The organism is Streptomyces sp. LS1784 (genome assembly GCF_020103755.1).
Classification (GTDB): Bacteria; Actinomycetota; Actinomycetes; order Streptomycetales; family Streptomycetaceae; genus Kitasatospora.
The window spans coordinates 1-12,798 of sequence record NZ_JAHSQD010000216.1 but is presented as its reverse complement, the minus strand read 5'-3'; the positions used below and the strand labels follow the sequence as shown (position 1 = coordinate 12,798).

The following is a 12,798-nucleotide window of genomic DNA, read 5'->3' as shown; positions in this document are numbered from 1 at the left end:
CCCGGCATGCCCGGCATTCCGGGGCGGCGCATCCGGCCGGCCAGCCCGGCGGCGCCGAGCGGCATCCCGGGGCGGCCCGGCATCGCGACGTTCGTCCGGGTACCGGTCACCACGTATCCCTTGACACCGCCGGCCAGCGCGCTGCGGACCGCGCCGATGTCGTCGGCGGCGGACAGGGCCAGGCCGTTGGGCCAGCCCGCGGCGCGGGTCTCGGCGAGGATGGTCAGCCCGGAGCCGTCCGGCAGGTGTACGTCGGCGACGCAGATGTCACGAGGGGTGGAGACCCGTGGGCGGGCCTCGGCGATCGACGACACCTCGATCACGTCCCGGACGCCGAGTGCCCACAGGTGGCGGGTGACGGTGTTTCGGACACGGGGATCGGCGATGACCACCATGGCGGTGGGCTTGGTCGGCCGGTAGGCGACCACGTTTGCGGGGTGCTCAAGAAGGACCGACACCAGGCCTCCTGCGGGGAGTGGCGGACGGAACCCCGATGGGGGCGGTCGGAGTGTTCCGCGTTTGGAAAGGGTCACAGTCTGCTTCGGCAGCATCCGTGCCCGGCTTTAGCGAAAGATCACGATCTAGTGAGTAACAATACGGACAAATCGCGCAAATGATTGACGCGACATGCCCGGTATTCGCACAAAATCGATCAGATTCGGTGTTGATCGGTCGGTATCGACCGGCGAATTGACACAGAGCGAGTTCGAAGTCACACTCCGTCAGCCCTGGGGGTGGCGTCGGGCCCCCGGGTGCCGTCGGGTCCCGACGCCACCCGTCAGTGCGACCGGGGGCGTCGCCGGGACGGCATCGGGACCACTCCACCGAGTGAAGAAACCTCGGAGGGCCCCTGCGGGGTCGGGGCGGCCGGCGGCAGGCCGGCGCTGATGCACAGCAGGTCCGCCCAGGCCGCCAGGTGCCGTTCGAAGCGGCCGTCGGCCGGGGTCCAGGAGGCCCGGATCTCGATCTCGGTCGAGGACGGGCGGTCCGCCAGGCCGCCGAAGTACTGGGAGGAGGCCAGGGTCACCGTGCCGGACGGCTCGGCGTACCCGGCGCCGTGCGCCTGCAGGGCGTCCAGCAGCCAGGCCCAGCCGACCTCGGAGAGCATCGGGTCGCCGGCCATCTCCGGCTCCAACTCGGCCCGGGTCATCGTGACCACCCGGAACTCCCCGTTCCAGGCCTCCTGCCCGGCCGGGTCGTACAGCAGCACCAGCCGGCCGTCCGCCAGCTCCTCGCCGTCCACCTCGACCGAGGCGGTCACCGCGAACGAGTACGGGGCGAGCCGGCGCGGCGCCGGCGCGGGGGAGAGCTGCACCTCGGGGCGCAGCCGGGCCCCGTCCAGGGCCGCCACGGCCGCCCGGAACTCGCTCGGTGCCCCCTCGCGACCCGCTCCGCCACCTGCTCCGCCACCCTGCGCGGGGTGCCCTCCGACCGCTGCCATGTCCCGAAGACTAGGTCGAAGAACGGGGTTATCGCCGCAACTTCTCTCCCTGCGGCGTGCCGGAACGGCAAACCCGGACAGATCTTGGAGGAACCGACGAGACCGGCCGGGAAACCGGGCCCGGCACGCGTGCGAAGATTTGACGCGTGAGCGAGACTACGGCAGACACGACGGCGGCCACCCACGACGGCCCGACCACCCCCGGGCGCCGCGGCGCCGCGTACGACTCCGCGTTCCTGCGCGCCTGCCGGCACGAGCCCGTGCCGCACACCCCGGTGTGGTTCATGCGTCAGGCCGGCCGCTCGCTGCCCGAGTACCTGAAGGTCCGCGAGGGCATCCCCATGCTGGAGTCCTGCATGCGGCCCGAGCTGGTCAAGGAGATCACCCTCCAGCCGGTGCGCCGGCACAAGGTGGACGCGGCGATCTTCTTCAGCGACATCGTGGTGCCGCTCAAGGCCGTCGGCATCGACGTCGACATCAAGGCCGGCATCGGCCCGGTCATCGCCGACCCGATCCGCACCGTCGAGGACCTGAAGCGGCTGCGCCCGCTGGAGCCCGATGACGTCCCCTACATCACCGAGGCCGTCGGCCTGCTGGTGGACGAGCTCGGCGAGACCCCGCTGATCGGCTTCGCCGGAGCGCCGTACACGCTGGCCAGCTACCTGGTCGAGGGCGGGCCGTCCAAGAACCACGAGAACACCAAGGCCATGATGTACGGGCAGCCCGAGCTGTGGGCCGCCCTGGTGGACCGGCTCGCGGACATCACCTCGACCTTCCTCAAGGTGCAGATCGAGGCCGGTGCCTCGGCGATCCAGCTGTTCGACTCCTGGGTCGGCGCGCTCGCGCCCGACGACTACCGCCGCTCGGTGATGCCGGCCAGCACCAAGGTCTTCGACGCCGTCGCCGGGTACGGCGTGCCGCGGATCCACTTCGGCGTCGGCACCGGCGAGCTGCTCGGCCTGATGGGCCAGGCCGGCGCGGACATCGTCGGGGTCGACTGGCGGGTGCCGCTGAACGTCGCCGCCGAGCGGGTCGGCCCCGGCAAGGGGCTGCAGGGCAACCTCGACCCGGCGGTGCTGTTCGCGCCCACCAAGGTCGTGGAGACCAAGGCCCGCGAGGTGCTGCACGCGGCCCAGGCGCTCGGCACCAGCGGCCACATCTTCAACCTCGGCCACGGCGTGCTGCCGTCCATGGACCCGGACGCGCTCAGCCGCCTCGTCGCCTTCGTCCACGAGGCCAGCGCGCGCTGAGCCCCGGGTGGCGGGCCTCCGGCTCCGGGGGCCCGCTATCCGGCCGTGACCTCGATCCCGGCCCGGCGCAGCAGCGCCGCCGTCACCCCGTCACCGGGGCGCAGCTCCCCGGTGAACGTCCCGTCGTACACCTGCCCGCAGCCGCAGGACGGGCTGCGCGCCATCAGCACCGCCCGACCCGCCCCCGCCTCCTCGGCGGCGGCGAGCGCCGCCCGGGCGCCGGCCAGGAACTCCGCGGTGCAGTCCGCCCCGGTCGCGTCCACCACCCGGGCCCGCCCGTCCAGCACGTCCGCGCCGTCCCCGCCCACGATCTCCGCCGGCGGCCGCGGCGTCGGCAACCCGCCCGCCCCCTCCGGGCACACCACCACGGCCCGCCCCTCCTCGACCAGCCGCACGGCGTCGTCGGAGGTCTTCGCCCGCCCGTCGTACCGACAGGGAATTCCGGCCAGACACGCACTCACCACGATCGGTTCCATAGCACACAGATTAAGCGGCGGTCCGTCGCGCTCCCGAACTCGCTATCTTGGGGCCATGAGCGAGCTGCCGGACTGGATGTACGCGCCCAGAGACGAGGGCTGGTTTGCCGACGACCTCGACCATCTGCCGCAGGCGCCGCGGCACACCGAACTGATCGATGGAGCGCTGGTCTTCATGATGTCCCCGCAGCGTTCGTGGCACAGCCAGGTCGTGTCGAGGCTGACCGCCGCGCTGGAGGAGTCGGTTCCTGACGGGACGATCGCCGAGCGCGAGATGACGATCAAGCTCGACCCGCGCAACCGGCCGGAGCCTGACGTGGTGGTGGCCACAGCGGCGTACGACCCGGACCGCACCTGGTACGTCCCCGCTGACGTGGTGCTCGTCGCGGAGGTCGTCTCCCCGGAGTCCGCGCACCGCGACCGCACGGTCAAGGTTCGCAAGTACGCGGAGGCGGGCATCCCGCACTACTGGATCGTCGAGGAGGAGGACGGCCTGCCGGTCGTGCACGTCTACGAATTGGACGGCCCGACCTCCGCGTACGTGGCCGCCGGGATCTTCCGGGGCAAGCTGGAGCGGCCGGTGCCGTTTCCCGTTGCCATCGACCTCGGCGGACTCGTGCCCAAGTGGAGGCGTGCAGGGGATTGAGGGCCAGACGTAAAGACCTGCGAGACTGCGGAGCATGTCGGATGCACAGGTCGTCGTCGTCGGTGGTGGGATCGCGGGGCTGGCTGCGGCCGCTTTCCTGAGTGGGGCGGCCGGGGGGCCGGCGCGGGCGCGGGTGACGGTGCTGGAGGCGTCCGGGCGGGTCGGCGGGAAGCTGTGGGGCGGGGAGGTCGGCGGGGTCCGGGTGGACCTCGGGGCCGAGTCGGTGCTGGCCCGGCGGCCGGAGGCGGTGGAGCTGGCCCGGGCGGTCGGGCTGGCGCAGGAGCTGGAGCCGCCGACCACCGCGAAGGCCGCGATCTGGACCCGCGGCGCGCTGCGGCCGCTGCCCGGCGGGCAGGTGATGGGCGTCCCCGGTGACCTGGAGGCGCTGGCCGCCTCCGGGGTGCTGACCGCCGAGGGGCTGGAGCGGGCCCGGCACGAGCAGACCACCGAGGTCGGCGAGGACGTCGAGATCGGCCGCTACGTCGCCGACCGGCTGGGCCGGGAGGTGGTGGACCGGCTGGTCGAGCCGCTGCTCGGCGGCGTCTACGCCGGCCGCGCCGACGAGATCTCGCTGCGTGCCGCCGTACCGCAGCTGCTGTCGATCGCGCGCGGCGGCGGCTCGCTGGTCGAGGGGGTGCACGAGCTGGCCTCCCGGCCGAAGGTGGTCGGCACCCCCGTGTTCCAGGGCCTGCGCGGCGGCCTCGGCACCCTTCCCGGCGCGGTCGCCGCGGCCTGCGTCAAGGCGGGGGTGGACCTGCGCACCGACGCCCCGGTGGACGAGCTGCGCCGCACCCCCGACGGCTGGCGGGTGGTGACCGGCGGGCAGGTGCTGCACGCGGACGCCGTGGTGCTGGCCGTCCCGGCCCCCGCCGCGGCCCGGCTGCTGCGCGAGGACGTCCCGGCGGCCGCCACCGAGCTGGACGCCGTCGAGTACGCGGGCATGGCCCTGGTGACCCTGGCCTTCCGCCGCGCCGACCTGGCCCGGCTGCCGAGCGGCAGCGGCTTCCTGGTGCCGCCGGTGGACGGGCGGCGGATCAAGGCCTCGACCTTCTCCTCCAACAAGTGGGGCTGGCTGGAGCGCTCCGCGCCGGACGCGTTCCTGCTGCGCACCTCGCTGGGCCGGTACCGCGAGGAGGAGGCGCTGGGGCTGGCGGACGAGGAGCTGGTGGCGCGGTCGCTGGCGGACCTCAAGGAGGCGATCGGGCTGACCGCCCGGCCGTACGACACCTTCGTGTCCCGCTTCGCGGCCGGTCTGCCGCAGTACCCGGTGGGGCACCTGGACCGGGTGGCCAGGGTGCGGGCAGCGGCGGCGCGGGTGGGCGGGCTGGCGCTGTGCGGCGCCGCGTACGACGGGGTGGGCATTCCGGCGTGCATCGGTTCGGCGGCCGCCGCCGCGGCGGCCGTCGACAGAGTGTTGACCCCGGCGACGGGGGAAGGTTCCACGGAGAGGACAATGGACGCATGACTGAGAGCGTTGAGCGGGAGCCGGAGCAGCGGCCCGAGAAGAAGAAGGCGCGCGACCTGAACCAGGTCATCCGCTACACCATGTGGTCGGTGTTCAAGCTCAAGGGCGCCCTGCCGGAGGACCGCACCGCGCTGGCCGCCGAGGTGGACGAGCTGTTCGCCCAGCTGGCCGCCAAGGACGTGACCGTGCGCGGCACGTACGACGTCTCCGGTCTGCGCGCCGACGCCGACATCCTGGTCTGGTGGCACGCCGCCGACTCGGACGACCTCCAGGAGGCGTACAACCGCTTCCGCCGCACCGGCCTCGGCCGGCTGCTGGAGCCGGTCTGGTCGAACATGGCGCTGCACCGCCCGGCCGAGTTCAACAAGTCGCACATCCCGGCCTTCCTGGCCGACGAGCGCCCGCGCGACTACGTCTGCGTGTACCCGTTCGTCCGCTCCTACGAGTGGTACCTGCTGCCGGACGAGGAGCGGCGCGCGATGCTCGCCGAGCACGGCATGATGGCGCGCGGCTACCCGGACGTGCGGGCCAACACGGTGGCCTCGTTCGCGCTCGGCGACTACGAGTGGCTGCTCGCCTTCGAGGCGGACGAGCTGCACCGGATCGTCGACCTGATGCGCGACCTGCGCCCCTCCCGGGCCCGGCTGCACGTCCGCGAGGAGGTGCCGTTCTTCACCGGCCGCCGCAAGCCGGTCAGCGAGCTGCTGAACGGCCTGGTCTGAGCGACCATACGGTCGTCGGAGGCCGGTTCCCCCGCATCGGGGGAGCCGGCCTCCGGCGTTCGACGGGGTGCTACGGGCGCGGCCCGGCGAACTCGCGCAGCACGGAGGTGTAGTGGTCGCCGAGGTCGACCCGGGTGACGTCCTTGAAGCGGAACTTCGTCGGCTCCGGGTGCCAGCGCGCCTCGGGGTCGACCTCGTGCAGCCGCAGCGAGGCGGGGCGCAGCGCGGTGACCGTACCGACCCGGCAGACGCCGGGGTCGCGGTGCTCGGTGTGCAGGGCGATCAGGCCGTACTCGGCGCAGGCGGCGGTGAGCAGGCCGGGCAGGTCGTCCAGCGGGAGGTCGGCGCCGGGCGGGCGGACCGGCCACAGGCCGTGGCGACGCAGCGCCCGGACGGTCAGGCTCTCCTCGCCGCCGCGGTCGCGGACCTTGTGCAGGTCGGCGGTGCGGACGGCGGTCCAGCCGTCGAGGCGGTGGTCGGTGCAGTTGGCGAGCAGGGTCCAGACCGGGCCGGTGCCGAGGACGAAGCCCTCCAGCCGGTCCGCGCCGGGGACGGAGCGGCGCAGCCGGACCGCGCGGCCCTCGAAGCGGGCGCGCTCCAGCGTCGCGAGGGCCTGCTTGCCGAGGGCCGGCGCGGCGGGGGCGCGGCCGGCGGGGTCGAGTTCGTCCACGGGCAGGAGTCTGCCCTGGTCCGATGGGTCGGCGCAGCCGCTTTTGCCGAGGTGCGGGCTCAGGTCCGGTGCGGGCGCAGGGCGGCGCGGAGCCGGGCGTCGGGCAGGACGGCCGGGCCGTTCATGGCGACGGCGGTGAGCAGTTCGCGCTCCTCGTCGTCGGCCAGGCCACGCTGGCGGGCCGGGCGGACCTCGCGCAGCACCTCCTGGCCGATCGGGGAGGCCCAGCGGGTGTACGGGTAGACGTCGACCCGGGCCATCAGCAAGGTGCCCGAGGTGAGCACCAGCGGCAGCGAGAACCAGGCGAGCGGCGCGACGGTGTCACCGCCGGTGAAGCCGCCGAGGGCCAGCGCGGCGGCCAGCAGGATCAGCGACAGCAACAGCGCGTGCCGGACCTGCCGGATCACCACCACGGTGTTGCGCTGCACCAGGGCCGGGGTGGCCAGGCCCGCCAGTGCGAGCCGGGCTCCGATCTCCAGCACGGTGGGGTGCTCGGCCATCGCCCGGCGCAGCTCGTCCGTCCGGCACTGGCCCTCGGGACCGACCGTGGCGATGACGGCCCGCTCCAGGCGGCTGCGGCCCTTGGGGTCGACCACGGTGGTCCAGCCGGTGTGCGCCAGGTGCAGCCGTCCGCGGCCGGCCATCAGGACGAGGGCGAGCTCGACCACCCGGCCCGGGCCCCCGGCCAGGTAGGCGGTCTCGTACAGGCCGATGCCGACGGCTTCGGGGGGCCGCAGGCCGTTCCGGTCGGCCAGGGCGTCGGCGGTGGCGGTCATCCGGACCAGTCGGAGGCAGGACAGGACCGCCGCGACGCATGCCGGGATGAGGAACAGCAACCACATGGGCTTGTTGTATGCCTGCGTCGACGGCGCGCGGGACGTCTTCCCGGTCCGCGATACCGAACTGTGACGTCCGGCGGGCGCCGCCGGAGTCAGGATCCGCCGCCGCAGCGCGCCCCGCAGGCGGCCGACGTGGTGGACGAAGCCGCGCTCGGCGAGCCCACGTGCGAGCCTGCCGGGGGTGTCTCAGGAGCCGCAGCCGCCACCGCAGCTCGATCCGCAGCTGGAGCCGCAGCTGGAGGAGGACCCGCAGCTGGAGGAGTGTGAGGAGCCACAGCTGGAGGAGTGCGAGGAACTGCAGCTGGACGACCCGCAGCCGGAGGAGCCGGAGGAACCGGAGGAGCACGACGAGGACGAGGAGGACGACCCGGACGACGACGCGGCTGAGCCCGCGGCGGTCGCCTGCCGTACGGCCTCGTCCTCGGCCCCCGCGGCCAGCATCGCGGCCTCCAGCTCCGGGTTCTCCAGCCCGGCGGCGGCCAGGCCGCCGAGCGCGAGCGCGCCGAGCAGCGCGCCGCCGGCCAGCTGGGGCGCCACCCCGTCCTTGGGCGTCCACGGCGTGCCCTGCATCAGGGAGAGCTGGCGCTTCCCGGCCGGGGTGATCCGGCCCTTGAGCGGCCGGGTGACGAGCAGTGTGACGACGCCCACGAACAGCAGCAGGCCCGGGACCCAGAGGTTCGGGCGCTCGTGGCCGGCGGCGCCGTCGTCGAGCAGCTCGGCGGCCACCCCGGAGGCCACCACGACGAGCAGCGCGAGCCAGAGCAGCCGGCGGGCCCTGGCGGCCCGCCACTGCCGCTCGGGGCGGTGCAGCAGGCCGCGGTCGGCGAGCCGGTCGCAGATCGCCCCGACGGCGGCAGAGCGAGTCACCGTGCGGCGCAGCGGGGCGATCTCACGGCTCCCGGTCGGGCCGACGGCGTCCTGGATCGCCTTGTCGACGGCGTCGTACGGCTTGCCGCCGGTGAGCGTGACCAGGCCGGAGCGGCTGACCACGACCTGCTCGCTCAGGTGCATGCGGACCAGGGCGGTGTCGAACACCCGCCCCGCCCCGCCGGACAGGTACGCCGTGTCGAGCAGCGGCAGGCCGCGGCCGGGCAGGCCCTTGGCGTACCGGACCTGGCTGACGCGCTGCCGGGTCTGGGCGGCGTACAGGGCGGCGGCCGCCAGCAGGACGACCGGGACGATGAAGTAGCTGTTGTGCCACATGGATGGTTCCCCCGGGGTGGTGATGGTTCGTCAGGGTGTTGCGGAGGTCGCCGGCTGCTTGCGGCGCAGGGCCCGGCGCAGGCGCGCGAGCGGGCCGGGCGGCCGTACGGGGGCCGGGTGGAGCCACTGCTCCAGGGCCCGGCGGTGGTCGGCGGCGAGCGGGCCGCCGTCGGTGAGCACCCACTGCGCGAAGGCCCGGGCGTCGGTGCGGTAGCCGCCGGTCTGCGGGTGGGAGCGGGCGTAGCCGAGGAAGAGCGGCCCGTACTGCGCCCCGAGCGCGCGGGGCAGGTCCGGGGCCACCTTGGCGGTGGTGTCCCGCCGCTTGGCGGCCAGGCCGGTGGACTGGGCGCGGACCTGGCGTTCGTCGAAGCCGGGCGGGACGGGCCCGCCGGCCACCAGGGCGGTCAGCAGCTCCTCCTGGCGCCGGGCCAGGCGCCGCCGGGCGGCGGCGAGGTCCTGGTCGGTGGCATCGGCGTTGTCCGGCGCGGTCTTCGTCAGGTCGGTCATCGCCGGGTGCTCCCCTCCAGCACCCGGCGGATGGCGTCCAGTTCACCGGCCAGCTCGCTGGGCGGCGGGAAGCCGGCGTCCCGCTCCAGCAGGACCCCGGGCGGGGCGACCCGCGCGCACAGTTCGGCCAGCACTTCCAGCACCGGCTCGGTGACGGGGTGGGCGTGGGTGTCGTGCCAGACGCCGTCGACCAGGGTGCCGCCCGCGACGTGGACGTAGGCGAGCGCCTCCAGCGGCAGGCGGTCGAGCTCGGCGGCCGGGTCGATGCCGAGGTTGACCCGGTTGGTGTGCAGGTTGGCGACGTCGACCAGCAGGCGGACGCCGGTGCGGTCGACCAGCTCGGCGAGGAACTGTCCTTCGGTGAAATCGTCGTCCGGCCAGGAGAGTTGGGCGGCGATGTTCTCCAGGGCGAGCGGCACCGGCAGCTGGTCCTGGGCGATCCGGACGTTCTCGGCGATCACCCGCAGCGAGTCCCGGGTGCGGGGGACGGGCAGCAGGTGGCCGGCCTCCAGGCCGCCGGCCCGGACGAACGCCAGGTGCTCGGTGACCAGCGGGGAGCCGAGCGCCAGCGCGGTTTCGGCGAGCCGGGCGAGGCGGCCGGGGTCGGGCAGGTCGGCGCCGCCGAGGCCGAGGCCGACGCCGTGCGGGACGACGGTGACCCCGCGTTCGCGCAGCACGGTCAGGGAGTCGGGCAGGTGGTCGGCGCAGATGTTCTCGGCGACCACCTCGACCCAGTCCAGGCCGGGCTGGCGCTCGACGACGGTGTCGATCTCGCTGCGCCAGCCGAGGCCGACGCCCAGGCGGGGCGCGGCCGCGCGGTCGGCGGCTTCTCGGGGCACGGTGTCCAGGGCAGGGGAAGTCATCGGTTCGCCCCCTTCGGAGGGCCGGGTGGGAGGGCCGTCGACCGGTGCGGGCGTCGTCGCCGGAACCGTGCGGCCGTGCTGCTGAGAATGTCCCCGGGCGGGGTGGCTGCCAAGCCTCACCCGGTCTTCTCAGAGCATTATTTGAGCATGTCCTTCCGGTGGTGGGGGACTTCGGTCCCGCCCTCGGGCCGTCCCCGCAGGCGGGGTGCCCCTGCGGCGGGAAAATCGGAGGCGCCGGGCGGTCGGGCGTGGCTAGCGTGGGCATCCATGGCTTCTTCGCCTTCCTCCTCCTTGACGATCCGTGACTTCCGCCCCGAGGACGCCGAGGCCGTGGCCACGGCCCACCGGGCCGGGCGCGAGCACCTGGTGCTCTCCGCCGAGACACTGGTCTGGCTGAACGCCCAGCCCAGCCCCGAGGAGCACTTCCGCACCTTCGTCGCCGAGCTGGACGGCCGGGTGGTCGGCGCGGTGCGCTGCGGGGTGGTGCTCGGGACGACGACCACGGGCGTCGGCTACGCCAACGGCAGTGTGCTGCCCGGGTTCCGGCGGCGCGGTGCGGCCACCGCGCTGCTGGCCGCGGCCGAACGGCACCTGACCGGGCACGGGGTGACCGAGGTGCACACCTGGCTGGACGACGAGCCCGCCTCGCTGGCCTTCGGCGCCGCCCAGGACTACCGGCTCGGGCGCACCATGCAGTTCGCCGGACGGGACCTGACGCTTCCGCTGCCGCCCGCGCCCGTACTGCCGGCCGGGGTCGAACTGCGCCCGGCCGCCGACTGGGCGGCCGACCCGCACCCGGTGTTCCTGGTCGAGTCGGACGCCATCCTGGACGAGCCCGGCAGCGAGGTGCCGATGGACGCCTACAAGTACGAGGACTGGCTGCGCAACGACTGGACCCGGCCGGACCGGGACCTGGCGCTGAGCGTCGTCGCCGTGGTGGACGGCCGGCCGGCCGCGTTCAGCATGGTGCAGACCGACGGGGTGGACCGCTACTGGTCCGCGTTCACCGCCTGCCGCCGGGAGTTCCGTGGCCGGGGGCTGACCAAGTCGGCCAAGCTGGAGTCGCTGCGGCTCGCCGCGGCGGCGGGCTACCGGCACGCGTACACCAGCAACGACACGACCAACGGGCCGATGCTGGCGATCAACGCATGGCTGGGCTACGAGCGCTGCGCAGGGGAGCGCAAGGGGATCAAGCAGCTGAAGCGGCCCTCGGCGCACCTGCTCTGACACCGCGGTCCGGCCGGCGGCGGGTGCGTGTGCGATCGATGCCGTCGCCGAGGGTCGGTGCTGGTCCGAGGGGGCGGCTCGTGGGCCTCCGCGGGGCGCCGGGCCAGGCCACTTCGGCCAGATGTGGTCCAGACCATGCGGGACGAATCGGGGCAGCCCGGGTTGCTCCGGACGCGAAGTGGCTTGAACCGACATGGTCTTGCTCCACTTCTGACACAGCATGGGCATAATCGCGCACATGACGATCAGCCGTGCGAACGTGAGCGCGATTGCCGAGGACCTGTACGTGTGGCTCCCGCCGAAGCGGGGGTGGGGCCTGGCCAACTGCGGGCTGCTGGCCTCGGAGACCACCGCGCTCTGGATCGACACGCCGTACGACCCCTCGATGGCCGGGGAGTTCCTCGCCGCGAGCCGGCGGCTGCTGCCGGACGGGGTCGGGATCGACCGGGTGGTCGTCACCCACGCCAACGGGGACCACCTGTGGGGCGCCGGGGTGCTGCCGGACGCCGAGGTGATCGCCACCCGCGAGGCACTGGAGCACATCCACTGGGAGCCCAGCCCGCAGCAGCAGCACGCGCTGGTCGTCAACAGCGACCCGGACTCGGTGCTCGGCGGTTACCTGAAGGAGCACTTCGGGCGGTTCGACTGGTCCGACACCGAGCCGGTGCGCCCCGACACCGTCTTCACCGGCGAGCTGGAGCTGACCGTCGGCCGCTACCCGGTGCGGATCACCAGCCTGCCCGCCGCCCACACGGGCGGGGACCTCATGGTCCACCTCCCTCACCAGCGCGCGGTGTTCACCGGCGACGTGATCTTCTCCTCGACGCCCGAGCAGCCCGGCGACCACCCCTCGCACTGGGCCGGACCGCTGGAGAACATCATCGGCGCCTGCGAACAGGCCCTGGCCACCGGCGCGGAGATCTTCGTGCCCGGCCACGGCCCGGTGCTCGACCGCGACGGCGTCCGGGAGCACATCGGCTACCTCGCCTACGTCCGCGAGCGCGCCCACGCCCTGCACGCCGCCGGGATACCCGCCCTGGACGCCGCCCGACGGGTGATCGCCGAGCAGCGCTACCCCGAGCTCGGCCTGCCCGAGCGGCTGGTGCTCACCGTCGCGGCCGAATACCGGCACCTGGACGGCTCGGCGGCCCCGGGCGTCCTGGAAGCCATGGGTCAGGTCGCCCTGGTGGCCCGGGAGCTGGCCGAGGACGACGTCCGCTCCCCGCGCACCGCCCGGAACTGACCCCGCCCGGGACCGCCCCTGCCCGGAGCCGCCCCCGCCCGGGTGCCCCACTCGCGCCGCGCCCCCTCCCGACAGGCCCGGCCGAACCACCCGATCCAACCCGCAAGCACCCCCGAGGACTTCGATGACGCAGATCGCGCTGATCGTCCTGGCGCTGGTCGCCGCCGTGGCCGCGGCCGTGCTCGCCCGCGGCCGGGCCGGGGCCGTCGCCCGGGCGGTGGCCGCCGAGACCGCGCTCGGCCGGGG

12 protein-coding genes and 1 pseudogene are annotated in these 12,798 nt (G+C 74.2%); 6 read left to right on the top strand and 7 right to left on the bottom strand.

Going from position 1 to position 12,798, the window contains the following annotated elements; genetic code table 11:
* Nucleotides 1-458: response regulator (locus KS423_RS23575; protein ID WP_224281631.1), on the bottom strand; the 458-nt coding region annotated here is incomplete at its 3' end.
* A 320-nt stretch (nt 459-778) separates the two neighbouring features.
* Nucleotides 779-1,441, bottom strand: a complete 663-nt coding sequence (locus KS423_RS23570; protein WP_224281630.1) for a DUF3000 domain-containing protein — start codon at nt 1,439-1,441, stop codon at nt 779-781.
* A gap of 236 nt (nt 1,442-1,677) precedes the next feature.
* On the opposite strand from KS423_RS23570, the gene hemE reads away from it, so the two are divergent.
* Nucleotides 1,678-2,691 (top strand): uroporphyrinogen decarboxylase, encoded by a 1,014-nt coding sequence (gene hemE, locus KS423_RS23565; RefSeq protein WP_224281633.1) that lies wholly within the window; start codon nt 1,678-1,680, stop codon nt 2,689-2,691.
* Nucleotides 2,692-2,726: 35 nt separating this feature from the next.
* Here the strand turns inward: hemE and KS423_RS23560 are convergent, their stop codons facing one another.
* A complete protein-coding gene (locus KS423_RS23560; RefSeq protein ID WP_224281628.1) occupies nt 2,727-3,167 on the bottom strand; it encodes a DUF523 domain-containing protein in 441 nt (146 codons plus the stop codon).
* Between the two features lie 55 nt (nt 3,168-3,222).
* Between KS423_RS23560 and KS423_RS23555 the strand changes: the two genes are divergently transcribed.
* The 3 genes from KS423_RS23555 to hemQ are packed head-to-tail and all read left to right on the top strand — an operon-like array spanning nt 3,223 to nt 6,000.
* Nucleotides 3,223-3,813, top strand: a complete 591-nt coding sequence (locus KS423_RS23555) for a Uma2 family endonuclease (protein ID WP_224281627.1) — start codon at nt 3,223-3,225, stop codon at nt 3,811-3,813.
* Nucleotides 3,814-3,847: 34 nt separating this feature from the next.
* Nucleotides 3,848-5,278 carry a protoporphyrinogen oxidase gene (hemG, locus tag KS423_RS23550; protein WP_224281625.1) on the top strand — a complete coding sequence of 477 codons (1,431 nt, stop codon included), beginning with the start codon at nt 3,848-3,850 and terminating at the stop codon, nt 5,276-5,278.
* Complete coding sequence (gene hemQ, locus KS423_RS23545) at nt 5,275-6,000, top strand: hydrogen peroxide-dependent heme synthase (RefSeq protein ID WP_224281623.1); 726 nt, start codon at nt 5,275-5,277, stop codon at nt 5,998-6,000. Before hemG ends, hemQ begins: the two co-directional genes overlap by 4 nt.
* Nucleotides 6,001-6,070: 70 nt before the next feature.
* Here hemQ and KS423_RS23540 read toward each other — a convergent pair whose 3' ends face one another.
* The 4 genes and pseudogenes from KS423_RS23540 to KS423_RS48565 all read right to left on the bottom strand — a co-directional run bounded on the left by KS423_RS23540 (nt 6,071) and on the right by KS423_RS48565 (nt 10,082).
* On the bottom strand, nt 6,071-6,670 hold the full coding sequence (locus KS423_RS23540; protein ID WP_224281621.1) for a hypothetical protein: 600 nt from the start codon (nt 6,668-6,670) through the stop codon (nt 6,071-6,073).
* 59 nt (nt 6,671-6,729) lie between these two features.
* Nucleotides 6,730-7,512, bottom strand: coding sequence for a TIGR04222 domain-containing membrane protein (locus KS423_RS23535; RefSeq protein WP_224281620.1), 783 nt, complete (start codon nt 7,510-7,512; stop codon nt 6,730-6,732).
* Between the two features lie 183 nt (nt 7,513-7,695).
* Nucleotides 7,696-8,712, bottom strand: a complete 1,017-nt coding sequence (locus tag KS423_RS23530; protein ID WP_224281618.1) for a TIGR04222 domain-containing membrane protein — start codon at nt 8,710-8,712, stop codon at nt 7,696-7,698.
* Nucleotides 8,713-8,742: 30 nt separating this feature from the next.
* Nucleotides 8,743-10,082, bottom strand: a pseudogene (locus KS423_RS48565) (DUF692 domain-containing protein).
* A gap of 267 nt (nt 10,083-10,349) precedes the next feature.
* Here KS423_RS48565 and KS423_RS23520 point away from each other — a divergent pair.
* Nucleotides 10,350-11,309, top strand: a complete 960-nt coding sequence (locus KS423_RS23520; RefSeq protein WP_224281616.1) for a GNAT family N-acetyltransferase — start codon at nt 10,350-10,352, stop codon at nt 11,307-11,309.
* A gap of 238 nt (nt 11,310-11,547) precedes the next feature.
* Nucleotides 11,548-12,552, top strand: a complete 1,005-nt coding sequence (locus KS423_RS23515) for an MBL fold metallo-hydrolase (RefSeq protein WP_224281614.1) — start codon at nt 11,548-11,550, stop codon at nt 12,550-12,552.
* Nucleotides 12,553-12,798 lie beyond the last annotated feature (246 nt).